The organism is Salinivibrio kushneri, assembly GCF_027286325.1.
GTDB classification, from domain to species: domain Bacteria; phylum Pseudomonadota; class Gammaproteobacteria; order Enterobacterales; family Vibrionaceae; genus Salinivibrio; species Salinivibrio kushneri_A.
Map to the genome: position 1 here is coordinate 585,463 of NZ_CP114588.1, position 24,594 is coordinate 610,056.

The following is a 24,594-nucleotide window of genomic DNA, read 5'->3' on the forward strand; positions in this document are numbered from 1 at the left end:
TTAAAACATCAAACACTTCATCTTAAAGACAAGCGGCGGTGGTTGGAAGCGCTTAACGGCTGGTGAAAGCAAAAACCGTTACAGGTCAGCGCACCGATTCATGTTGATGCATAGGCACCAGGAAACAAGCATAAAAAAAGCAAGCCAAATAGGCTTGCTCTTTCGCGGATGTTAAAAGGGTCTGCAATCACAACATTAGGCCGCGTCGGCGTCTTTGTCGTCACTATTTGTGTCCGCTTTGGTCTCGCTTTTAGCCGGCTTTTTCTTTGCCGCCTTGCGTTTGGCACCCAGCGCTTCGAGCACGGAGTCTTTGTGTTGAGCAAGGTATAGCGACAAGGCTTCACGCTTTTCTTCGTCGTCCACCAGCTCGCTCTCTCCAATCAGATCGAACATCGCATCCGCCATATCTAACATTTTGTCGTAGGCGTCGGCTTCGGCTTTGGAGGTAAATGTCATCTTTTCTTCTCCTTCGCGTTCGACCACGTACTTGACGATAACGGCCATAATTACCCTCTCTTCGTTGATTCACTGTCTTTTTATACAGTAGGATAAGGGGCATTGTCCACCGACCCTGCCATGATTGTGACATGAGAGAAAAATTTAGCACCATTTATCAACGTGCCGCTGAGCGTAAAGGTGGCCAACATGAGTTAGAACGCATGCTAGTGGCGCCGCTTGCGCGTCATGCCTTGTGTGAGATACCGGATGATCGCTGGTTAGCCGCGTTTAGCCAGAAGGTGTTTCAATCGGGCATTAGTTGGCAGGTAGTGCGTAAAAAATGGCCCGGATTTGAAGAGGTGTTCTGGGGCTTTGATATTGAGAAAATGCTGCTGATGCCGCCGGAAATGTGGGAAGAAAAAGCCACCAACCCAGCGATTATTCGTCACCTCACCAAGGTGATGACCATTCCACACAACGCGGAAATGATCCACCGCGTGCAGCAATCGCACGGCAGTTTTAGTCAGTTTGTCGCCGATTGGCCCAGCGAAGATATTGTCGGGTTATGGCAGTATTTAAAAAAGCACGGTAAGCGTTTAGGCGGTAATACGGGGGCTTATACCTTGCGCCGAATGGGCAAGGACACCTTCTTGTTCACCCGCGATATCGAGCACTACCTGCGCGCGACTAAAATCGTTGATAGCGGCCGAGAGACCAAGCGGGCGATGCAAGCGGCGCAACAGGCATTTAATGAGTGGCAACAAGAGTCGGGTCGTTCACTGAACCATATCAGCCAGCTGATCGCATTCAGTGTGGGTGACAATCGGGTTTAATCGCGCAGCGATTTGCTGTGCTATCACACGGTTAGCAAGTCGTGTGCGAGGTCGCGGCGTGTCGGTAGCGGTTTGCGCTTAGTACGGCAATCGGCCACAATCGATGCCAGTTATCTTTCCCATGTGAGCGCCTTGTGTTTACTGTTTATCACTCTAATCAGCTCGATCTGTTGAAATCGCTGTTGGTCTCTCTGATCCAACAGCGTCCGCTGTCTGACCCCTTTCAAAAAGAACTTATTCTGGTGCAAAGCCCCGGCATGGCGCAGTGGTTAAAAATGGCACTCGCCAACGAGCAGCAAATTGTCGCTAACGTCGAGTTCCCACTTCCCGCCACCTTTATCTGGCAGTTGTTTGTGCGGGTGTTGGATGGCGTGCCTGAGCGCAGTGATTTCAATAAAGAGGCGATGACATGGAAGCTGATGGATATCTTACCCAGCTGTCTGGATGCGCCAGAGTTCGCTGATTTAGCCGCGTATTTGGAAGACAGCCAGGATCAGCAGCGTGCTTACCAGCTGGCCGAAAAAGTGGCCGATATTTTCGACCAGTATTTGGTCTATCGCCCCGAGTGGGTGCTGGCATGGGAGCAAGAACAACCGGTGCCTGAGCTTGACGATGTGCAGCCTTGGCAGCAAAAACTGTGGCGCCGCTTATACGATCACACCTTGGCGTTGGGTCAATCGCCTTATCATCGCGCCAACCTGTATCAAGAGTTTATCGATACCTTAACCAGTCATCAGCACAAACCTGAGGGACTGGCTGATATTGAGCGGGTCTTCGTGTTTGGCATCTCCGCGCTCCCACCACGCTATCTGGATGCGTTGCAAGCACTGGGCGAGCATGTGGAGGTGCATTTTATGTTCACCAATCCATGCCGTTATTATTGGGGCGATATTCGCGACAAGCGCTATCTGGCTAAACGTGCCGCATTGGCGCGGGATAAGATCAGCCGAATTGAAGACATCCCCGCCGAGAGCCAATTGGCACTGGGGCTTGATGAGCCTGAGCACGGTGAAGTAGGGAATAGCTTGCTGGCGTCGATGGGAAAACTGGGACGCGATAACTTACTGCTGCTCTCGGAAATGGCCTGTAATGAGATTGATAGCGGCTTTGTTGAGGTCACTCGCGATAATCTTCTGCATCACATCCAAGCCGATATTTTGGATTTGAATGAGCCGGGCGATCCCAAGCAGACTGAAACCAGTGCGGCGAAAACAGAAATCGAGCCAGATGATGCTTCGATCGCAATTCATGCCTGTCACAGCCCGATGCGCGAAGTCGAAGTGCTGCACGATCAGCTACTGGCGATGTTTGAGGCCAACCCATCACTGAGCCCCCGCGATGTGATTGTGATGGTGGCGGATATCAATGCCTACAGCCCCGCCATTCAAGCGGTGTTTGGTAATGCACCGAGTGAGCGTTTTATTCCGTTTTCCATCTCAGATCGCAGCGCCGATCAAGAAAGCCCGGTGTTAGCCGCCTTTTTGCGTCTGCTCACCCTGCCTGATAGTCGATGCAGTGCGGCAGAGCTATTGGAAATTCTTGAGGTGCCGGCGGTATCGCGCCGTTTTGCCATCGACAGCCAACAGTTTGATCAGATTAAGCAGTGGGTGGAAGAAACCGGCATTCGCTGGGGGCTTGATACCCATACCGCGAGCCAATTTGCCTTGCCCGAGCAGTATCAGAATACGTGGCTATTTGGCCTGAAACGTATGTTACTCGGCTACGCGATGCCGAGTGAGGCCGGCTTGTTTGCAGACACTGTCCCTTATGATGAAGTCCAAGGACTTAATGCGGAGCTGGCCGGGCGTTTAGGATTGTTTATCGACACCTTGATTCACTACCAGCAGCAATTGGCGATTGAATGCGATGGCAAGGCGTGGGTGGCGCGGTTGACTCAAATGTTGGATGATTGCTTCGCCATTGAAGGCGATGAAGAGTTAGCGGTCAAATTGATCCGTACCCAGTTAGACAGTTGGCTGACACAGCTTAGCGATGCCGCCTTTACCCACACGCTAACCTTGCCCGTGGTGCGCGATTACTTTAATGATCGCCTCAATAACGAGCGAGTCAGCCAGCGCTTTTTGGCCGGTCAGGTCAACTTTTGTACCTTGATGCCGATGCGCTCCATTCCCTTTGATGTGGTGTGTCTGCTTGGGATGAATGATGGCGTGTACCCGCGCACAGTGCCCAGTGTCGGCTTTGATTTGATGGTCGGTCGCACGCGGGCGGGGGATCGATCGCGCCGCGACGATGATCGTTACCTGTTTTTAGAAGCGCTGCAGTCAGCACAGCAGCGTTTATATATCAGTTATGTCGGTCGCTCAGTGCAAGACAACAGCTTAAAAGTCCCATCGGTACTGGTCACCGAGTTGCTTGAATATTGTACTCAAGGCTACTGTTTGGCCGGTGACCGCGACTTACCCGAAGTCCAGTCACGTCAGCAGTTGGAAGAAAAACTTATCCAGTTCCATCCGCTAACGCCCTTTAGCCCTGATGCCTTTTCCGGTGCTGGAAGTTATGCACAAGAGTGGCTACCGGCTGCTCAAGGACAAGGGACACAACTGCCGGCATTTATTGGCGATGCGTTAAACCCTGATCCGGACAGCCACAAGGATCCCGTGATTGAGTTGGCTGAATTGCAGCGCTTTTGGCGGTTGCCCGTGCGTTATTTTTTCCAACGCCGCTTGAAAGTCTTCTTTGAGCAGTTAGAAGCGCCGTTAGAAGAATTTGAACCTTTTAGCTTAGATACCTTGCACCGCTTTCAGCTACGCGATCAGCTGTTAGCGCACTTTATTGAAACCGATGACAGTCCCCAAAGTGTGCAGGATTTTATGGCTCGACAGCGTGGGCAGGGCAAGTTGCCTTTGGCGTACTTTGGCGAACTGACCTTGGATACGCAAGTCACGGTGATCCGTGATATGTACCAACGTTTAACGCCTTTACTCGCCGCGCCGCGCCCCGATATTGAGCTTAATCTGACCCTTCCCACTGCGTCGGGTGAGGTACAACTGCAAGGTTGGCTCAACCGGCGTTATCAAGACAGCTTGGTCCGCTTTCATTGCGGCGATCTGACCGTGCGTCATCAGCTTGCGGTATGGATCGATCATTTATGCCAATGCGCGATGGGCGAAGCCGTGCCGAGTACGCTGGTGGGGGTGAAAGAAACCATCGAGTTTTCCCCACTCAGCAAAGATGACGCGCTTGCACACTTACAAGCTTTGGTTGAAGACTATCAACATGGCCTCAACCAGCCGCTTACCTATCTGCCAAGCTCAGTCGGCGCGGGGATAAAAGCCCGAGATGGCAAAAAAGGCTTTGATAACAGTGAAACCGGCCAAGAGAAAGCGCTGAAAGCGATACGCGAGGGGTTTGTGGGGGGCTTTAATCCTGGCGAAGGGCAAGATCCTTACGTTTACCGTGTTTGGTCGCAATGGCGAGAGAGCCTCGGCCAAGCGCTGTTAGCAACAGGCGATCGCCACTTAATGCCGATGCTAGCGCAGCGACAAAAACACTAGCACCCAGAGAGGCCCGCCTCGTAGGAGTGATACGGCCTCTGTCTCCACCTCACACTCTTAACTCTCCGCTCTCCGCTGTCCGCTTCTCTCTTATTAGCCAAGTTCACGCTTGGCTCTATGTTGTACTTAGATTGCCGTTAAACGCGTGATTATTGATTTTTTTGATTATTTATTCTTTTATGTTGATTGATTAGTCATTGATGCGATCGGGCGATCATCATATGTAAGGCGTGAGGTGCATCGATATTTCTGCTTTTAGAGTGACAATTGTTACCAACTTGTTGGTTATAGATTGCGCGATCCGCCTCTCGTTAGGGGTCAATCTATTTGGGGTCTAAATATTTTTTAAACGACCATTTGAATAGTTGCTATTCAGTTAAATTCCTTTTTAATCATATTGTTGTGTATTTTTTAATTGTTAGTGGACATATTAAAGGTGTGGTTTTGTGGCGTTTTTGTGATGTTTTTTATTTGAACGTGTAATTAACTTAACGCACAATGTCATCGAAAATTCACATAACAAACCATGAAAAAAAGGAAGTGCCTTCATGCATAAATTCTCAAAAAGCGCAGTGGCAACCTTAGTCTCTGGCCTGTTGCTGGGTGCCTCAGCGCACGCCGACGTCAGTATTACTCAAGGCAAGACTGCGATCCCCGATGGCGAGGCAACCCACGCTCAAGACATCACTGTGAAGAACGAGCATGTCGCGTTCGCGTTGGCGGTCGAGTCTGCGCCACCATGGGGTGTGCCACGTGGCACCTTGGTGGATCTTGCGGCGGTGAAAAATGGCAAAATTGATCTAGACCGAGTCGCTTTTGCAGATTTCATCCCTAATAGCTGGTCGGCCTGGCCGAACGATCGCAAGTCGATTGATATTGTTGAAGACAGCGATGAAAAAGCGGTGATCAAAGTGAGCCGTAACTTCGACAAGGTCGACATTACCACTTGGTATACCTTGGAAGCTGGCTCTGATTCGATTGGGCTGAAAACCGTGATGAGCAACCAAGGCGAAGACGATCTTGAGCTGGAATCAGGCCACACAATCTGGCCGGATACGGGTTATCAGTTCGCAGTGCCGGGGCTTGAAGGCAATGAAGAAGCGATGGCCGATAATGCCCTTGCCGATCGCATGGTGGCGTATGACCGAGATTGGGCGTTCGCACTGCATGCGCCTTACTTTGATCGCATCAAATACAATGGCCGCGATATGTATTTGGGCCACACGCTTAAAGCCGGTGAAACCCGTACCTTTGACTCAAAGCTCCAGGTTGTTCCAAACGGTGATATGGCACCAATTGTTAAAGCCGAAGCTGAGCGTCATGGCGAAGCGACGGGCACCATTAGCGGCCAACTTCGCGCCGACAACGGTAACGTGCCTGCCGATGCAATTGTGATGATTGAGAAAGACGGTCACCCTTACGCGTGGACGCTCGCTAAAGATGGCCAGTACAACATGGCATTGCCGGAAGGCAAGTACCAAGTGTACGGCACAGCAACCGGGCATGCGAATAGCCAGCCGCAATCCATTACCGTGAGTGCTGACAGTGAACAAACATTGGACTTCACGTCTCTGAAAAGCCCAGCGACGCTTGCGCTTAACGTAGAAGAAGCCGCCTCTGGTGTAGCCAAAGATGCGCGTGTGACCATCATCGAAGGCCAAGCGCCACCGGTTGAATTTTTGGGTAAACGCACCTTCTTCACGGACTTGCTGCCAGCAGGCCATGCTGAGCTAAAACTGGCACCGGGTGAATACAAGCTGGGCATTAACGCCGGTGCGGGCTTTACCGCAGAATCACAAACCTTGGACGTGACGCTCGAGTCGGGCAAAACCAACCAACAAGTGGTGAAAGTGCCACAGGTTACCTTCCCAAATCGTAACCATTGGTATGGTGCTGATTTGCACCACCACGGCAATGTTTTGGAAGGGGTAACCCCACCAGAAATCGTGGTGCGTGCTCAGTTGGCAACCGACTTGGATCTGACCTTTATCAGTGATCACGACTCCACCATTAATCACAAAGTGTTTGCTGACTTATCAGCAAAACGTGGTGTGCCTTTCATTCCATCGATTGAAATCTCACCATCGTGGGGTCACATGAACCCATTCCCCATCGACAATGGCGCCGCGCTGACGGTCGATCCGGGTACTGATGACGTGCATACTTTGATTGATGCTGCACATGATATGGGGGCAGAAGTGGTGCCGATGAACCATCCATATAACGATTATGGCTACTTCACCAATATCGCTAAGGATGCGGTGCCGGGTGGTAAGACCGACCGTTTCGACCTGATGGAGCTTAACGCACGTGTCGATAACGAGCCGACGCTTGAAAAAGCGCACAAGCTTTGGGATCAAGGCGAAGCCATGTACCTCACTGCGGGTACCGATACCCATGATGCGTGGAACCAGCTCACCGGTCGTATTCGTATGATGGCTAGCGTTGATGGTGAATTGACACCGCTCGCTTTTGCTAAAGCGTTAAAAGCCGGTCACGGCTATGCCACCCAGGGGCCAATCCTGTACCCACAAAACATCATGTTTGGTGAAACCGCCAAGGCAGGTGATAAATGGGATATTAACGTTGTCGCCGCTGATGGCCTCAAAGAAGTGCGCTTAATCGGTCAAGGTGGTGAGGTGCTAAACAGCATTACCATTAACCCTGAAGAGAGCACACAGCGTCTTGAGCTATCACTGCCTATTCCTGCGGATGCAGAGGGTTGGATCAACTTAGAAGTGGAAGACAAAGACGGCAGCACGGCATGGACCAACCCAGTTTGGCTTCAGTCGTAAACCTCGAGTCTCAATCAATGAACCAAGGCCAGCCATGCTGGCCTTTTTTATGTTCGCTTTTGAGTGAATCATCGCTCACCGCCAAGGAGTTACCAAGTAGCCTTGGTGATCCTCTCATTATTAAGGCTTTATCAGTGCGAAAACTGAGAGAGACCTTGCTTGACACGGTGGCTGAGTGACAGTGCTTTGTCAGTCAGATCACGGGTGTCATCGCTGGCTTGGGCATTTTGATGAGACACCTCGGTGATAGCTGCCAGGTTTTTGGCGACTTCCTCAGCGGCCGCTGCTTGTTGAGTGGTTGAGGTGGCCACTTGGCCATTCAAAGCGGCAAGTTCTTGAACCTGAGTTTGCAACGCACCCATGTCACGGCGCGCCGCTTGCGCGTCACTGACACAGGTCTGTGTTTGTTGTTGACCATCCGCCATACTACTCACCGCATTTTCAGCTCGAGTTTGCAGCGTGCCGACAATATCACTGATGCGCGTGGTCGACTCTTGCGTGGATTGCGCTAATTGGCGAACCTCATCGGCAACCACTGCAAATCCACGTCCCGCTTCACCCGCTCGTGCTGCCTCAATCGCTGCATTGAGCGCGAGTAGATTAGTTTGTTCAGAGATGGTGTTGATGACAGTCGTGACATCACTGATTTGTTGGGTGGAATCGGCGAGTTCACGCAAGATCTCGGACGTATCATCAACACGTTGCTGCACGGTTTCCATCGCGCTGGTGGCGCGTTGCAAACTGCTATCGACATCGTTAATGAGCTGTGTGGCGCTATCGGTTTGCGAAGCATTTGACTCGGTAAGGTATTGCACGTCACGCACGGCGGTAGAAAGCTCTTCAACGGCGCTTGCCACAGAGTCGAGAGTGCGGTTTTGCTCTTCAACCGCACGGGCGGTGCTGGCAGCAAGGCTTGCCACCTCTTCACTGCCTTGATGTTGTTCGCTCACATTGGCATCTACTTGCGAGATTAGCTGCTGCAGTGCATCTAAAGCTTGGTTGGTATGCCGAGTCATGTCGCTAATTTCGTCATTACCATGCACTGTTGCGCGTTGAGTAAGGTCGCCACCTGCGAGTGAGGATATGACGCCGCGTAGCGCCATCAATGGTGTCAGCATTGCACGAGTGAGAGCGCTGGCTAGCACGATCATCACCGCACTAATCAAGGCGGTAACGCCTGCTGCTTTAAGTGCTTGCTGCCAGGCTTGTGCGCGCAGGTCGTCGAGGTAAAACCCTGAGCCTACCATCAAATTCCAAGGACCAAAACGCTTTACCACACTGAGCTTTTCAACCGCTTGATGACTGCCCGGCTTTTGGAAAGTATAGCGAGCGAGCCCACCATTAGCTTGATTAGCGGCCTGGGTCAGAGCGGGTAAAATCGATTGGCCGTCGGCATCAACAATTTGCCGCGTGTTTTTGCCTACTGCACTTTCGGCACCGGCAATCATCACATCATTGCGATCGACGATAAAAAAGTAGCCGGTTTGGCCATATTTGAGTGCGCTGACAGCATGAAGAACAGATTCGGGGGGCGTGTTTTGGTTGGGGTATTGCCGGTGCATGGCGTCTAGGTAGTGCCAGGCCATATCGACTTTTTTGTGCATTTGAGCGATGCGCTCTTGCTTGATGGCCTCAAAATGGGAAAAAGAAAGGTAAGCGGCCAAACTGACGAGACTCAATACGGCTAAGCCAACTAAAAGTAAGAGCTTATTACGCACCGAAAGTCGGTGGATGAGCGGCATGGTGGTACTCCCTGTATGAGTTGTATATGAATGATAGTTATAAGCGAACCATTATTAATAGAAATAAAAATAAATATCAACCCTTGATAATGAGTATTAATATCATTTGGGGTGGTGTGAGTATAAATAAAAGTCGATGATTTGGGCAGGAAAATCTTAGCGAGCTCAGCGGGGTAAACGTAGTTAGAATATGTTTTACCCCAAGGGGTTGCTACAATAGCGGGCAGACTAGGCGATGAAATAATGATATGGAACCGCAGATCCTCAACCCGCTCACCTTGCCACTTGATGGCGTCCGATTAATCGAAGCCTCCGCTGGCACCGGAAAGACGTTTACCATTGCTGGCTTGTACCTGCGATTGTTGCTTGGGCATGGCCGCACAGCGCCGTGTCGGGTCGAGCAAATACTGGTGGTGACGTTTACCGAAGCGGCAACCCAAGAGCTAAAAGACCGTATTCGGCGTCGCATTCATGAGGCGCGTTTTGCCTTTATGCGCGGTAAGAGTGACGATCCTATCATTGAACCTTTGCTGGCAGAGATTAGCGATCATAAAACCGCGGCGCAGCGACTGTTAGAGGCCGAACGTCAGATGGACGAGGCGGCCATCTATACCATTCACGGTTTTTGTCAGCGGATGCTGACCCAAAATGCGTTTGAGTCGGGCAGCCTGTTCAGTCATGAATTTGTCACCGACGAGCGACAGATCAAAGCGCGCGCGGCGGCCGATTTTTGGCGTCGTCGTTTTTATCCGCTGCCTAAATCGTTAGCCGGTGTGGTGAGCAGCTACTGGCCCGCGCCAGAGGCCTTATTAAAAGAGATTGCGCCCTATTTATCCGGGCCGGCTGTCACGGTCAAGGCGCCAGATCTCGGCGAAGATCTTATGGCGGCACACCAAGCGGCGATTGCCAAGATTGACGGGGTGAAGCGCGCATGGCGCGAGGCGGGGGAGCAGATCACCGAACAACTCAGCGCCGCTAAACTCGATGGCCGCAGTTATCGCAAAGATCATCTGGCAAACTGGCTGAATGCGGTGGAACAATGGGCCAATGCCGAGACGCTTGATTACCAATTGCCTGACAAATTGGAAAAATTCGCTCAACAGACATTAGCGGCCAAGAGTAAAGCAGAACCACCGAGTCTAGCGCTATTTGATCAAATTCAGGCATTGGTTGATCAGCCGCCGACGTTAAAACCGGGTTTAACCGCGCTGGCGATTAAAGAAGTGAGGCAGCTGCTCCGCCAAGAAAAACGTCGCCAAGGGTGGCTCTCGTTTGACGATCTCCTTTCTCAACTTGCCAGCGCACTTGACCAAGATAGCCAAGGCCAGTTGGCTGCACGTATTCGCAGCTTATATCCAGTGGCAATGATTGATGAGTTCCAAGACACCGACCCGCTGCAATATCAGATTTTTAGTACTGTCTATCAGCCGCCAGTGGCGGACGATGCCCCTGTATTCGCAGACGCAGACGCAGAGACAGACACAGACACAGAGGAAGAGGATGAGCGCACCGGTTTAATGATGATTGGCGATCCTAAACAGGCGATTTATGCCTTTCGTGGTGCCGATATCTTCACCTATATTCATGCCCGTGCACAGGTGAGTGATCACTATAACCTCGCCACCAACTGGCGCTCGACAGATGGCATGGTACGCGGAGTCAATGCCTTGTTCTCACGTGCCAAGGCACCGTTTGTCTATCAAGACAGTATTCCCTTTTTAGAGGTGGCCTCTTCGCCTAGCGCCAAACAAAAAGCGCTGGTGGTGGAGGGAAACGAGCAGCCCGCGCTCACCTTTTGGCATCACAGCCCGGATGAGTTGTGTGCCAAGCAAGATTTTGAACAGACCTTGGCGGTGAGTACCGCACAGCATATTACTCAGGTACTCAACCAATCGGTGGCGGGCAATAGTTATCTACAAACTCCGTCCGGCCGAGCCGACATTCAGCCGCACAATATCGCCGTGTTGGTGCGTACCGGACGCGAGGCACAGCTGGTCAAGCAAGCACTGGCCGAAAAAGGCGTGGCGTCTGTGTATCTTTCTAACCGTGATAATGTGTTCGCCAGCCCCGTCGCCAGCGATATTGAGCGCATTTTAGTGGCGGTGATGCAGCCTGAAAACGAGCGTAAGTTGCGGGCAGCGCTAGCCAGCCCTTTATTTGGCCTGACCGCTGAGCAGCTGGCGTTACTCAATCAAGACGAAGCCTTATGGGAGCAAGAGGTGGTGGCCTTTAGCCATTACCGTGATACCTGGCAGCGCCGTGGGGTGATGCCGATGCTTCGCCAAGTCGCCAGTGCCCGCCAAGTGGCAGAAAACTGGTTGGCGATGCCGCAAGGCGAGCGCTGTGTGACCGATTTTTTGCATATCGCGGAGTTGCTGCAAAGTGCCAGCCAGCAATTGGACAACCCACACGCGCTGATCCGTTGGCTACAAGAGCGAATGGCCGAGCCGGCTCAACAATCGGAAGAGCAGCAGGTGCGGTTGGAGTCGGAGCGTGATTTGGTGCAAATCGTCACCATCCATAAATCGAAAGGCTTGGAATACGATCTGGTTTACTTGCCGTTCGCTTGTCAATATCGCGAAAGTAGCCAACCGTTTTATCATGATGAACAGTATCAGCCGGTGCTGGCGCTGGATAATGTCGATGAAGGCAAAGAGCGCGCTGAAAAAGAGCGGCTGGCTGAAGATATCCGCTTGCTGTATGTGGCGGTGACCCGTGCTGTGTATGGGTGTTTTATCGGCTGTGCGCCTCTTAAACAAGGTAACAGTCGGCAAAAAGACTCGGCTTTGCACTTAACGGCCCTCGGTTATTTGCTCCAGCATGGAGAAGCCGGTGATGCTAGCTTGCTGGCCGAGAGTTTGGCTGGATTGGCGAGCGCAAGCGATGCGGTGGCGGTGGTCGCGCCGCCTGAACCGGATGAGAGCCGTTATACCCCTCAAACGGGGGCGCACGAGGCGCTAACCGCCCGTCAGTTTGACGGCAAGATTGACCGTCAGTGGCGCTTAACCAGTTACTCAGGGCTGTTAAAACAAAGCCATCACATCAGTGCTTTGCCAACATTAGCCAGTTACGACTTGGACGCGGACGACGATCTCGCTGACGAGGAGACAGCGGATGTGGCGGTGGATCCTTGGTCAGTTTTTGCGTTTCCCAAAGGCGCGCGAGCCGGTACCTTTTTACACACCTTATTTGAAGAGGTGGACTTTACCGCTGATTTGATGGGTGAAGAGGTCGCTGAACTCATCACCCATCACCTTAGCTTGGAAAACTATGACCCGCAGTGGTGCCCGATATTGCAGCAGTGGATGACTCAGGTATTGAAGCACCCGCTTAATGAGCAAGGGCTGAGGCTGAACCAAATTGACAACGCCAGTCGGTTAACGGAGATGGAGTTCGTGATGCCTTTGGCCGCACTGGACTGCCAGCGACTGAACCGACTCGCCGCGCGATATGATGCGTTATCAGCGCGTGCTGGCCAGCTAACCTTTGACACGGCGCGCGGGATGTTAAAAGGCTTTATCGATCTGACCTTCCGCGCCGATGGCAAGTATTACGTACTGGATTGGAAATCGAACCATTTAGGGGACAGCGTGGCCGATTATCATCCTGATGCGCTCAAAGAGGCGATGATCGCGCACCGATACGACTTTCAGTACCAGATCTATACCTTGGCGCTGCACCGCTTTTTGCGCCAGCGGATCCCAGATTATGATTACGACACCCATGTGGGGGGCGTGTTTTATTTCTTTTTACGAGGCGCCAGTGATAGCGGCGAGACCGGTGTGTTCGCGCACCGTCCCGACAAGGCGCTGATTGACGCCTTGGACAACCTCTTTGCTGGAGAGTCGATATGAAACAAGCATTAATGGCACTTTACCAGCGCGGGGAATTAAGAGCGATTGATGTGCAATTTGCTTGTTTGATGGGCGAAGAAGACACCCAATTAGATAAGGCTGCTATCACCGTATGGGCGGCACTGCTGAGCCGCGAAGTGGGCAAAGGCCATGTCTGCCTTGATTTGCACCAGTGGCAGCCACCCAGTGACATCGCTTGGCAGCCTTTATTGGCGCACATTGATAGCCAAGTGCCAAGCGAGCAATTGGCACAGGCGTCGGTGGTGTCTGACGGGACGCAGGCGACGCCCTTGGTGCTTGCCGGACACCGACTGTATTTGCATCGCTACTGGCATGCCGAGCAGCAAGTGGCAGGGCATATTCGCCAGCGTCTGACGGCGCTGCCAGTACCGGATGAGGCCAGACAAACCCTAGATAATTTATTTGCCGCCTCACAGGCAGAGATAGACTGGCAAAAAGTGGCGGCAGCCACCGCGTTGACCCAGCCTTTTGCGGTGATTTCGGGTGGGCCGGGTACGGGTAAAACCACCACCGTCGCCCGTTTGTTGGCGGCGCTGGTGGCGTCGCACCACGCCGAGCGTACAACGTCTGCAGCGCTCACGATAAAGCTGGTGGCCCCGACCGGTAAAGCGGCTAACCGATTGACTGAATCACTGGGGCGGGCGATTGCCGCCTTGCCTGTTGATCATGACGTGAAAGCGGCGCTGCCGACCCAAGCCAGTACCATTCACCGATTATTAGGGGCGATTCCGCAGCGAGTGGCGTTTCGCCATCATAAAAATAATCCCGTGCATGCGGATGTGTTGATTGTCGATGAAGCCTCAATGGTGGACTTGCCTTTGATGGCACAGCTGTTCGATGCCTTGGCGCCCTCAACACGTATTATTTTGCTGGGGGATAAAGATCAGCTTGCCTCTGTGGAAGCGGGGGCGGTGCTAGGCGATATTTGTCAGTACGCCGAGGCGGGCTATCCAGCGGCGCAAGCAGCGCGTTTAAGCCAGCTAACAGGCTTTGACGTACCCGAAAACCCGCACGCGCCAGCGATTGCCAGTGCTCTGTGTCTGCTGCGCAAGAGTTATCGCTTTGATGCCCAATCCGGCATTGGCCAGCTCGCCTTTGCGGTGAACCGAGGAGAAATGGCTGAGGTGGGGGCGGTGTTAAAACGCGGCTATAGCGATATTGCCCACCATGTGTTGAGTGATGACAGCTATCAGGCCCTGATGCAACAAGCGGTGACAGGATATCGCGATTACTTAACCACACTCGATAATGCAACGCTCGAAAATCCGTCATCGATGACGGACGTGCTGAGTGCCTTTAGCCAATTTCGTTTGTTGTGTGCATTGACTGAAGGTCCATTTGGCGTTGCTGGTCTCAACCAAGCCATTGAGCAGCACTTGGCGTCGGCAGGGCTGATCGCCAAAGAGCGTGACACTTGGTACCACGGCCGACCGATCATGATTTTGCAAAACGATCATGCTCTGGGGTTGTATAACGGTGACATTGGGATTGCGTTGCAGCAAGGGGGGATTACGCGAGTAGCGTTTGAAACCCACGATGGCGAGGTGCGCTATTTGCTTGCCAGCCGTCTGCCCGCCCATCAAACTGCGTTTGCGATGACGGTGCATAAATCACAGGGTTCGGAGTTTGCGCATACGGTGTTGGTATGTCCGCCCACCATTTCACCGGTGATCACCCGCGAGCTGATTTACACCGGCATCACGCGGGCGAAGCGCCAGCTTGATCTTTACGCGTCTTGGCCGGTGCTGCGCCACGGTGTGGGCGCACGCACCGCAAGGTATAGTGGTTTGCCGGATGCTTTGATAGCGCCTTGAGTGTAGCGATATCCGCTAAAGCGCTAAGGTCAGCACCTTAGAGCGGCGCTGATAGTTGTACAGCTCTTGGCGAGTGTTGGGGAGTGCTGACACATCAGAGAGCAAAAAGCCTTGTTCCAAAAACCAATGTAAACTGTGGGTGGTGAGCACAAAAATGGTCTCGAGCCCTTTGGCTTTAGCACGTTGCTTGAGGTGATTGAGGAGCATGACGCCGCGGTCGCCATCACGGTAGTCTGGATGAATAGCAACACATGCCATCTCGCCGGTGCGCGCGTCACTAAACGGATAGAGTGCGGCGCAGCCTATTACTAACCCATCCCGTTCGATGATGGTAAAACGTGGGATTTCTTGCTCCAATTGTTCTCGCGAGCGGCGCACTAGGATCCCTTGTTGCTCCAAAGGCCTGATCAAATCCAAGATCCCACCGATATCGTCAATCTGGGCTTGGCGCACTTTTTCGGCACGCTCCATCACGATCTGGGTGCCGATCCCCTCAATCGAGAACAGCTCTTGGATTAATGCCCCATCTTTTTTATAGCTGATCAAATGGCTACGCGTAACGCCTGCGCGACACGCGGCAATTGCGCCTCGTAAAAAACGACTGGTGCCAGAGCCAGTATCGCCAGCGGCTTCTCTCGCTTCTAGAAGTGGCTGGGCTTGGGTGGGCAGTAACTCAGAAATCACCTCATTGTCTTGGTTTAAGACCCCTTGTTCGGAGCAAAAGCCAATCAACTTGTCTGCGCGTAACCGAATCGCGACCTGAGTCGCCACCTCTTCGGAGGTGAGATTAAAGCATTCGCCTGTGACTGAGCTGGCTACCGGCCCCATCAGTACGAGCGCGTTTTGATCGAGCTGGCGCTGAATGCCGTCAATATCGATGCGGCGAATTTTGCCACTATGGCAATAATCAATCCCATCATCGACGCCCAACGGCTGCGCGATAACAAAATTACCACTGATCACATTAATCTGGGCGCCCGCCATTGGGGTGTTGTTGAGCCCCATAGATAAACGCGCCGTAATGTCGAGCTGCACTTGGCCGGCTGCTTGTTTGACCACCTCAAGTGCGTGGTTGTCGGTGATGCGTATTCCTTTGTGATAAGGCGTTTCCAGTCCGTACTGATTGAGAGCGCGATTGATCTGTGGACGGGCGCCAAACACCAATACCAGCTTCATGCCTAGGCTATTGAGTAGGGCGATATCATTGACGATATTCTGAAAGTTTTCATCCGTCATGGCCTCGCCACCCAGCATGATCACCGCGGTTTTATCTCGGTGAGCGTTGACATACGGCGCCGATTGGCGAAATCCTTTAACCAGTGCGGTACTTCTTATTTTCACGCGCGCATCCGTTTAATTATTCACTAATAGTGCCTTTTTATTCTTTTTGTTTGGTGCGTGTCAACCCCCAAGCAAACAGATAATTGCAGAGGAGAGGTAACGATGCGCTCTGCATCGTGATGTTTTTTGCACTACGTTTATCATTATTCGTGCAATGTTTGGGAACTATCTCTCAAGATTCGCAAGTGATTTATCAATGTAGGTCAGTTAGTTCGTTAAAATTGCAATAAAACCAATAAGTGGGGTTGTATCGTGCGGTTAACCAAACAATTTGTCATGCTGGTGATTGTTCTCGTACTGGGCTGGGTGAGTTTTACCGTGGCCACTCGGCCAGAGCTGTTTGCGCCACATATGACAGACAAACAGCTTTATGGTGAGTGGGTTGAGCAGGATGTCGCCTCCTACGCTGCCGATCGGTTTGAAATACGCCCTGATGGCGTTTATACCAATGGAAGTAAAGCCACCACCGAGTACCAGTTTGATGGCACTAAGCTTAAATACTCGATAGGTACTGAAACCTACCTATACCGAGTTGAAGATGAAAAAACACTCGAACGTGTTGAGCCTGCGCACTACACTTCCTTTTTTGCCAAAGATAAGCGCTCATAAGAGGGAAGCGTTATCCGCTACGCGACCCAGATCAGTAGTGCTGTGATTCCAATGTGGTGAGCAGCTCGTTGACCGAGCACTGTTTTGTCGCTACCTTCCGCAAGAGATCGGCGGTTTCAGCGTCACCACCCAGACAACGCTGAATACTGGTATTAATCACCTGGCGTGTGCAGCCTTCGCTCGCCATCATGCGGATCCATTGGTACTCCACTGCATCACTATCAAGTAGTGTTGACCGCCCAACTTTTAAATCCATCGCTGCTGTACTCCTCCATGTTGCACTTTCTATGCAGTTTTGTTGCAGGGATAGTACATAATAAATATATGACACTTTGATGAATGTCGCCTGGGTATAGGAAGTAAGCTGAATAGGGTCACAATAAATCTGTATTGGTTTGCAGACAGTTACAAACTTAGCCTCGATAACTGATTGCCAAGCTGGGTGGTTTTTGCGAGCCTTAGCGCTATTAACTCACTGATTGGAATATAGTGTGAAAAAAGCGTTAGTCGTGATGGCGTGTGTGGCGTCGTTGGCAGGGTGTATGCGTCCTACCGACCGGGGTCAACAATATGTTGATGGGCGATTTGAATCTATTCTCACCCCAGTACCACAAGTGGTCTCTGAAAGTCCGCGAGACTTTAGTTTATTCAATGAGCAGTTAGCGGAGGTGACCGCTAACTCCCCCTCGTTAGTGGCGGAGCATCAAGCGGTTTATCAGCGTTTGCAAGCCTGGTTGGACGCGGGAGGTGAGATTGAGGCGCTTGCGGATTATGGCTTAGGGGTGAACCAAATGGCCGGGGGGGATGACTTTGGTAACGTCATGTTTACCGGTTATTTTTCTCCGGTGATAGAGATGCGCCACCAACCGGATGCCTTGTTCCGATACCCTGTCTACGCCAAACCCCCATGTGGTGATGATTGTCCAGACCGTGCTGCTATCTATGCAGGAGCTTTGGATGGGCAGGGCTTAGAGCTGGGCTACAGTGCCTCTCTTATCGATAGTTTTATTATGGAAGTACAAGGCAGCGGCTTTGTGCATTTTGGTGATAACGACCAACTGGAGTATTTTGCCTACGGTGGCAAGAATGGTCACCCTTATGTCAGCATTGGAAAGGTGCTGATCGAGAGAGGTGAAGTCCCGCGCGAAAAAATGTCGCTAAAAGCGATCCAAGAGTGGGTGGCAGCCCACAGTAAAGAGGAAGTGCGTGAATTACTCGAGCAAAACCCCTCTTATGTTTTCTTTACCCCTAAGGCTGCAGATCCCGTGAGTGGCACGGCAGGTATTCCATTGAAAGCCGGCGCGTCTGTGGCGGCGGATAGACGTTATTTACCGATGGGGAGTGTGCTACTTGCTGAAGTGCCTCAGTTGGATGAGCAAGGCAACTGGACAGGCGAGCATGTACTCAAGCTGTTAATGGCATTAGATACCGGTGGGGCGGTGAAAGAAAATCACTTGGATTTATATCATGGCATGGGGAGTGAAGCAGGCGAGCAAGCCGGGCACTACAAGCACTTTGGTCGGGTTTGGAAACTGGACGCCTTAGCGCCACAAATAGTAAGTCAGCCCTCGCGGACAAGATAAATTGAGAGTCTAGAGGCAATAAAAAAGCGAGCGTTTAACGCTCGCTTTTTGGTAAGCGGGAGGTTATTTATTCAATTAACCCTGCTTCACGATAGTAGCGCGCTGCACCTGGGTGGAGTGGTGCAGACAGGCCGTCTTTCACCATCTCTTCTTTTTTCAGGTTAGCGAATGCAGGGTGCAGACGGCGGAAATCGTCAAAGTTCTCAAACACCGCTTTCACGACGTTGTAGATAACGTCCTCTGGGACTTGTGTGGAAGAAACGAACGTCGCACCAACACCAAAGGTGGTGACGTCATTATCGTTACCGCGGTACATACCACCAGGAATAGTCGCTTGACGGTAATAGTCACGGTCTTCAATTAGCTGTTTCGCGGCGTCGTTGGCAACTTCCACCAATACGCTGTCACATGCGGTAGTCGCTTCTTGGATAGCACCACTTGGGTGACCCACGGTGTACACCATGGCATCGATTTTGTTATCACACAGCGCTTTGGATTGTTCCGCCGCCTTTAGCTCAGAGATTTGGCCGAACTTGTCCATGTCCCAGCCCATTTGATCCATCAGTACTTCGATAGTGCCACGTTGGCCTGAGCCTGGGTTACCAATGTTAACGCGCTTGCCTTCCAGATCATCAAAGGTTTTTACGCCCGCATCGGCACGTGCTACCACGGTAAACGGTTCTGGGTGGATGGAGAAAACAGCGCGCAGCTCTTTAAACTCGCCCTGGTCTTCAAATTTGCTGGTGCCTTTGTAAGCATGGTATTGCCAATCAGATTGGGCGATACCCATATCTAACTCGCCAGCACGAATGGTATTGATGTTATAGATTGAACCGCCTGTACTCTCTACTGAGCAGCGAATACCGTGGTCATCTTTGCTCTTATTGACGAGACGGCAAATCGCACCACCGGTTGGGTAATAAACACCGGTCACACCGCCAGTACCAATAGTCACAAACTGATTTGCTTGCGCGCTTGCCGCGGTTCCTAGTGCGGCTGAAAAGCCGAGCGCAATCAGGGTAGGTTTCATCGCTTTCATGCTTAAGATTCCTTTTTAAGTTAGAGGTTGCTATCCGGGCGCACCCTCGAAGTTGGTATGACACTCAATGACAATATGACAAAAAAGTGTCACCGCGCTATTTTTTCAATCTTTTAACAATATTTGCAAGCAATTGTATTGGGTTAAAACGATTGGGTCATGATTTGCCTTAGTGCTTGTACAGGTTTAGTACAATATCCCAGCTTTTCCAGTGTGTTGCGTAAATCTGTGATCTGAGCTGCGTTATCTATGGCTTGGCGTTGATCAACGCGTTGGGTGTTGTTTTCAAAGCCGATTCGTATGTCTCCTCCCAGAAGCGCTGCAGTCGTCAGGCAGCGGATCTCATTGTGGCCAAATGCACAGGCTGACCAGGGCACGTTGTCATGGTCGGGGAGTGCTTGCCACATGGCGACGATGTCTTCTGGGTGGCCAAACGGTGGCGATTTATCGCGCCCAGCGACGAAAAGTAGATGATGCCCACCAGTCGGAATGATCCCAGCTTCACGCAATTGTGTGTAGCGCTCAACATCGTGTCGGTGGTAGAGGATGAACTGAGTGTAGATCTTGCAATGGTGTAACCAAGAAAAAAACGCTTTGGCCTCATGGGTGTCATGTGGGTCAGGAACCAGTTCGCGAAGCGCAACAGAGACAGCTTCAGGTTCAACCGTTTTTACTAATGCGATTTGTTGTGAAGGAGTATATCGGCCGACAGCTTCAGTGGTGAGTTGGATGACCATGCGATCTCCGACCGCATTTTGGACTTGTTGGTAAAGCCGACGATTGAGCGTGGGGTCCAGACTATGCGCGCCAGATTTATCTCGTGCATGAATATGCGCCATGGCGGCACCGGCGTCGGCGCAAGCTTGCAGGCAGTCAATCAGTGATGGCGAATCAATGGGGACGGCACTGTGCTGTGAAGGCTGCAGCCGCGCGCCATTGGGAGCAACCATGATGGTGCGTGTGTCGGTCATCTTTTCTCCTTAAGCCTGAATTAAGAGCAAGACTGACTGCTTAGTGTGGCAGACAGGTGTCTAGGGTTATCCTTAGTTTTTCGGCTATTTCATCAATATGCGGCTGTTTAATGATGTAGGGAGGCGCCAATAATATATGGTGCCCTTGCTTGCCATCGATGGTGCCGCCCATGGGGTAGCACATCAGGCCGTTTTCCAGCGCGGTTTGTTTGATTTGTTTCACCAGCGGTAATGTGGACGAAAAAGGCTGCTTCGACGCTTTATCTGCCACTAACTCGAGCGCGAGAAAGAGTCCTCGGCCACGAATGTCGCCGACAAAAGGATGAGAATGGAAGTGATGACTCAGGGCGGCTTTTAACGCCTCTCCCTGCTGTTCGGCCGCGTCTATTAGGTTGTCTTGCTGGATAGCTTTTAATGTGGCGAGTCCTGCCGCACAGGCGGTAGGATGCGCCATAAAGGTATGGCCATGTTGGAAAAAGCCTGAACCGTTAGCGATCGCGTTGTAGATAGGATCGGCCACAAGCGTCGCGCCAATAGGTTGATAACCGGCGGCAAGCCCTTTGGCGATAGCCACAATATCTGGAACGATATGTTCATGCTCAAAGGCGAAAAAGCGCCCAGTGCGTCCTGTGCCACACATCACTTCATCAAGGATCAGCAAAATATTGTACTGGTCGCAGATCTCACGAATACGTGTAAAGTAGCCTGCTTCTGCGGTCAATGCACCGGCTGTCGCGCCCACCACAGGTTCGGCGACAAACCCAATCACGGTATCCGGTCCTTTTTCTAACAGCATGGCTTCAAGCTCGTTAGCCACACGTTGACCATACTCGTATGCGGTTTCATCTGCGCGTTGATCACGATAGGCGTAACAGGGCGCAATCAGGCTAGTGTCCATTAACAAAGGTGCAAAGGGTGCGCGACGCCATGCGTTGCCACCCACGGACAGCGCGCCAAGTGTGTTGCCGTGATAACTCTGGCGTCGGGCAATAAAGTGTTGGCGCTGCGGCTGGCCAACTTCGACCCAATACTGGCGCGCCATTTTTAAGGCCGCTTCCATCGCCTCTGATCCGCCACTGACCAAGTAGGCATGATTGATCGTCTCCGGTGCGAAGTCAGCGAGCATGTCGGCCAGTGCTTCACTGGTCTTGGAGGTAAAAAAGCCAGTATGCGCATAGGGAATAGCCTCGAGTTGGGCGCGAATCGCATCCAATACCGCAGGATGGTGGTGACCCAGGCAAGATACTGCGGCACCACCACATGCATCTAGGTAGCGCTTTCCCTGCGTGTCAGTCAGATACATGCCGCTACCACTTGCGATAGTCGGAAGAGCTTGATGACAGTGGCGATGGAATACGTGGCTCATACGATTGTCTCATAGTGACGTTTGCCTGTGAGTATGGCCCGATTGTATTTTGTGTGACAAAGGATATATTTTCACCAGGTATGAAAAAAAGGAATGGGAATGGAAGCGCGTTTGCCATCGATGCGAGCTTTGCAAGCGTTTGTCGTGGTCGCCCAGCAAGGCAGTTTTTCGGAAGCGGCCAAGGCATTGCATGTCAGTCAAAGTACTATCAGTAAACAAATCCAACAGTTAGAGCAGTGGATTGGACAACCCTTGTTTGCGCGGACCGCGTATGGGGTGGTGCTCAATGCCATTGGAGAGACTTATCTTCAATCAGTCTCCTCAGGGATCCATGAAATTGCTAATGCCACGGCGTATGCACGTCAACAGAGTGTACAGCAAGAGTCAGTTAGCTTGCTGGTGCCACCCTCTTTTGCCAGTCTGTGGTTAATTCCGCAACTGCAAGACTTTAAAGCTCGTTATCCTTCGGTATCGGTGACAGTCAGTGCCAGCGACTCTATCCCTCAGGGGAAAGAAAAAGAGGTCGATATCCTCATTCGTTGCCAGCCACATCAACAAGCAGGCGCCCAGTCAATCTGTCTGGCTAATGAACACCTATCTTTATTAGCCGCTGCCGCTATTGTCCCTCAGCCCATTGAACGTGCGGCGCTACTTGCCACGGTGCCGGTGCTTTCTCACCTGACCAGGCCGACACTGTGGGAATATTTTTGGCAGCAATTTGGCTTAACGGATAGCAACCCCCAGTATGGCGCGGGGTTTGAGCACTTTTTTATGGCATTGGAGGGGGTGCAGCAAGGCATGGGGATGGCATTAATTCCTACCTTTATGGCGACAACCAGTCTACGACAAGGAAAAGTGGTGAATCCTTTGGGGTTAGGTATTGATAGCGGTTATGGGTATTACCTCTACAGTGCAAGCTACAAGCAGCGCGCTGCAGGCGTTAGCCAAGTGGTGCATTGGCTTTGTGACCGCTTTGAGCGGGATCCCGCTAGACAATTATCGAGCAAGTCGGTATAACGCCCCTCGGTTTGATGAACAAAGAGACGGGTATGACACGCCAGTTATCAGATGCCTATTGGCAGCGTTTTGGAGGCACCGCAAGGCTCTACGGCCAGCGTGCGCTCGAAGTATTTAGTCAAAGCCACATCTGTGTGATTGGCATTGGTGGTGTTGGCTCGTGGGCAGCAGAATCGTTAGCGCGAACCGGTGTGGGTGCGATTACATTAATTGATATGGATGATGTGTGTGTCACCAACACCAATCGTCAAATTCATGCACTGAAAGAGACCATTGGACAAAGTAAAAGCGAGGTGATGGCAGCGCGTATAACGGCGATTAACCCAGAGTGTCAGGTTACCGTCGTCGATGACTTTATCAGCCCAGATAACCTCGCCGACTATATCCATTCTGGGTTTGATTATGTGTTGGATGCGATTGACAGTATTAAACCGAAAACGGCGTTACTTGCCTATTGTAAACGACATAAAATTAAGGTGTTAACCGTTGGGGGGGCAGGCGGTCAAATCGACCCTACCCAGATCCAAGTGGCGGATTTGACTAAAACGATTCAAGACCCGCTCGCGGCCAAGCTGCGTAACAACCTTCGTCGTTTTCATGGTTTCACGAAAACCCAGGGGCGTAAGTTTGGCATTGATTGCGTCTATTCCACCGAGCAGCTCAAATACCCTCAGCCTGATGGCAGTGTGTGTGAAAGCAAAGTGTCAGCCGAGGGACCCAAACGCATGGACTGTGCCAGTGGTTTTGGAGCGGCAACCATGGTGACCGCGAGTTTTGGTTTTGTCGCTGTCTCGCGCATTTTACAAAAGCTAATTGCCGCTGATCAGCGTCGCGAGCAGGCTAGCTGAGTCTGCTTTACTCTGAGGGGAGTGCGCGCAAGCCAAATTCGCCCATACGAAACGCACTCCATGCTCTTTGGTAATCGCCACTGCTTTTGAGTTGATGAATACCGCGGTTTAAGCGTTCTACCCAGCGTGTGCTTTCAGGATGCTGGCGACTCAGTAGAACATGGAGAGGAGTGACACGCAGCGGAGTAGGGTGAAAGGTGATGTGCTGACGCGTGTCATCAGGCATCACAGTGCGTAGGGTGTTCATCACCACATATTGGTTACCAATAATCACATCTGCTTCGCCAGTGAGTAAGCTGCGCAGCTTCTCTACTTCGTTAGGGTACCGGCGTATCACTACATCGCCACCTTGCTGATTAAAGGTGGCGAGCATGGCATCTTCTATATAGCTCTCGCTAATTCCAACGCGTAAGCCGTTTAAGCTGGCTAACGACTGCCAATCAAAGTGGCGGTTTTTGAGGTGAAAAAACACCACGGTTTCGGTATAGATGGGGGCAGAGTAAACAAAGTCATTTTCACGTTTTGGGGTGTAGCCCCAGCCAACCGTCCCATGAACCGCACCCTCTTGCGCCTTCATTTTTGCTTGCTGCCAAAGTGTAAACTCGATCTCTATCTCTAGCCCTTGTCGCCGGCCTGCCTCTTTAACGATATAGGCAACCACTCCTTGATGCGCTAAGCGATCTGAGAGGAAAGGGGGGTAATCGCCTGCCAACAGTTTTAGCTGAACTTGTGCGGTGGCGATGGAAGGTAAATAAAGGAGCAGGGTCACGAGCATTATTCGCCACATAACACCTCCAAGATATAAAAC

17 protein-coding genes are annotated in these 24,594 nt (G+C 51.8%); 9 read left to right on the top strand and 8 right to left on the bottom strand.

The genetic code is table 11. The features are described from left to right. Nucleotides 1-195: 195 nt before the first annotated feature. The gene (locus N8M53_RS02885) at nt 196-504 is read right to left on the bottom strand and encodes a YebG family protein (protein ID WP_077484446.1); all 309 of its coding nucleotides are present in this window, start codon (nt 502-504) and stop codon (nt 196-198) included. A gap of 83 nt (nt 505-587) precedes the next feature. Here N8M53_RS02885 and N8M53_RS02890 point away from each other — a divergent pair, with 83 nt between their 5' ends. The 3 genes from N8M53_RS02890 (at nt 588) to N8M53_RS02900 (ending at nt 7,581) form a co-directional block, all read left to right on the top strand. Further along, nucleotides 588-1,271 (top strand): DNA-3-methyladenine glycosylase I, encoded by a 684-nt coding sequence (locus N8M53_RS02890; RefSeq protein ID WP_269579419.1) that lies wholly within the window; start codon nt 588-590, stop codon nt 1,269-1,271. A 134-nt stretch (nt 1,272-1,405) separates the two neighbouring features. Then, nucleotides 1,406-4,786, top strand: a complete 3,381-nt coding sequence (recC, locus tag N8M53_RS02895; protein ID WP_269579420.1) for an exodeoxyribonuclease V subunit gamma — start codon at nt 1,406-1,408, stop codon at nt 4,784-4,786. A gap of 548 nt (nt 4,787-5,334) precedes the next feature. Next, nucleotides 5,335-7,581 carry a CehA/McbA family metallohydrolase gene (locus tag N8M53_RS02900; RefSeq protein ID WP_269579421.1) on the top strand — a complete coding sequence of 749 codons (2,247 nt, stop codon included), beginning with the start codon at nt 5,335-5,337 and terminating at the stop codon, nt 7,579-7,581. A 131-nt stretch (nt 7,582-7,712) separates the two neighbouring features. Here N8M53_RS02900 and N8M53_RS02905 read toward each other — a convergent pair whose 3' ends face one another. Then, the gene (locus N8M53_RS02905) at nt 7,713-9,323 is read right to left on the bottom strand and encodes a methyl-accepting chemotaxis protein (RefSeq protein WP_269579422.1); all 1,611 of its coding nucleotides are present in this window, start codon (nt 9,321-9,323) and stop codon (nt 7,713-7,715) included. A 248-nt stretch (nt 9,324-9,571) separates the two neighbouring features. On the opposite strand from N8M53_RS02905, the gene recB reads away from it, so the two are divergent. Next, on the top strand, nt 9,572-13,177 hold the full coding sequence (recB, locus tag N8M53_RS02910) for an exodeoxyribonuclease V subunit beta (protein ID WP_269579423.1): 3,606 nt from the start codon (nt 9,572-9,574) through the stop codon (nt 13,175-13,177). Further along, entirely contained in the window at nt 13,174-15,012 is a 1,839-nt protein-coding gene (gene recD, locus N8M53_RS02915; RefSeq protein ID WP_269579424.1) for an exodeoxyribonuclease V subunit alpha, read from the top strand. The genes recB and recD overlap by 4 nt, the downstream gene beginning before the upstream one ends. Nucleotides 15,013-15,027: 15 nt before the next feature. Here the strand turns inward: recD and argA are convergent, their stop codons facing one another. Next, a complete protein-coding gene (gene argA / locus N8M53_RS02920) occupies nt 15,028-16,353 on the bottom strand; it encodes an amino-acid N-acetyltransferase (protein WP_269579425.1) in 1,326 nt (441 codons plus the stop codon). Between the two features lie 252 nt (nt 16,354-16,605). Here argA and N8M53_RS02925 point away from each other — a divergent pair, with 252 nt between their 5' ends. Continuing rightward, a complete protein-coding gene (locus N8M53_RS02925; RefSeq protein WP_269579426.1) occupies nt 16,606-16,962 on the top strand; it encodes a DUF2850 domain-containing protein in 357 nt (118 codons plus the stop codon). A gap of 31 nt (nt 16,963-16,993) precedes the next feature. Here N8M53_RS02925 and N8M53_RS02930 read toward each other — a convergent pair whose 3' ends face one another. Then, a complete protein-coding gene (locus N8M53_RS02930) occupies nt 16,994-17,218 on the bottom strand; it encodes a hypothetical protein (protein WP_269579427.1) in 225 nt (74 codons plus the stop codon). 235 nt (nt 17,219-17,453) lie between these two features. Here N8M53_RS02930 and mltA point away from each other — a divergent pair, with 235 nt between their 5' ends. Then, entirely contained in the window at nt 17,454-18,545 is a 1,092-nt protein-coding gene (gene mltA, locus N8M53_RS02935) for a murein transglycosylase A (RefSeq protein WP_420066594.1), read from the top strand. 67 nt (nt 18,546-18,612) lie between these two features. On the opposite strand, the gene N8M53_RS02940 is transcribed toward mltA, so the two are convergent. From N8M53_RS02940 to N8M53_RS02950, 3 genes are all read right to left on the bottom strand, one after another. Then, nucleotides 18,613-19,584: a TAXI family TRAP transporter solute-binding subunit gene (locus tag N8M53_RS02940; RefSeq protein WP_269579428.1), complete on the bottom strand. Its 972-nt coding sequence runs from the start codon at nt 19,582-19,584 to the stop codon at nt 18,613-18,615. A 143-nt stretch (nt 19,585-19,727) separates the two neighbouring features. Then, entirely contained in the window at nt 19,728-20,555 is an 828-nt protein-coding gene (locus N8M53_RS02945; RefSeq protein ID WP_269579429.1) for a 3-keto-5-aminohexanoate cleavage protein, read from the bottom strand. Between the two features lie 40 nt (nt 20,556-20,595). Further along, nucleotides 20,596-21,921, bottom strand: coding sequence for an aspartate aminotransferase family protein (locus N8M53_RS02950; RefSeq protein WP_269579430.1), 1,326 nt, complete (start codon nt 21,919-21,921; stop codon nt 20,596-20,598). A gap of 99 nt (nt 21,922-22,020) precedes the next feature. Here N8M53_RS02950 and N8M53_RS02955 point away from each other — a divergent pair, with 99 nt between their 5' ends. Then, the gene (locus N8M53_RS02955; protein ID WP_269579431.1) at nt 22,021-22,938 is read left to right on the top strand and encodes a LysR family transcriptional regulator; all 918 of its coding nucleotides are present in this window, start codon (nt 22,021-22,023) and stop codon (nt 22,936-22,938) included. Nucleotides 22,939-22,970: 32 nt separating this feature from the next. Further along, nucleotides 22,971-23,786, top strand: a complete 816-nt coding sequence (gene tcdA, locus N8M53_RS02960) for a tRNA cyclic N6-threonylcarbamoyladenosine(37) synthase TcdA (protein WP_269579432.1) — start codon at nt 22,971-22,973, stop codon at nt 23,784-23,786. A 7-nt stretch (nt 23,787-23,793) separates the two neighbouring features. Here the strand turns inward: tcdA and N8M53_RS02965 are convergent, their stop codons facing one another. Continuing rightward, on the bottom strand, nt 23,794-24,573 hold the full coding sequence (locus tag N8M53_RS02965; RefSeq protein ID WP_269579433.1) for a substrate-binding periplasmic protein: 780 nt from the start codon (nt 24,571-24,573) through the stop codon (nt 23,794-23,796). Nucleotides 24,574-24,594: the final 21 nt, after the last annotated feature.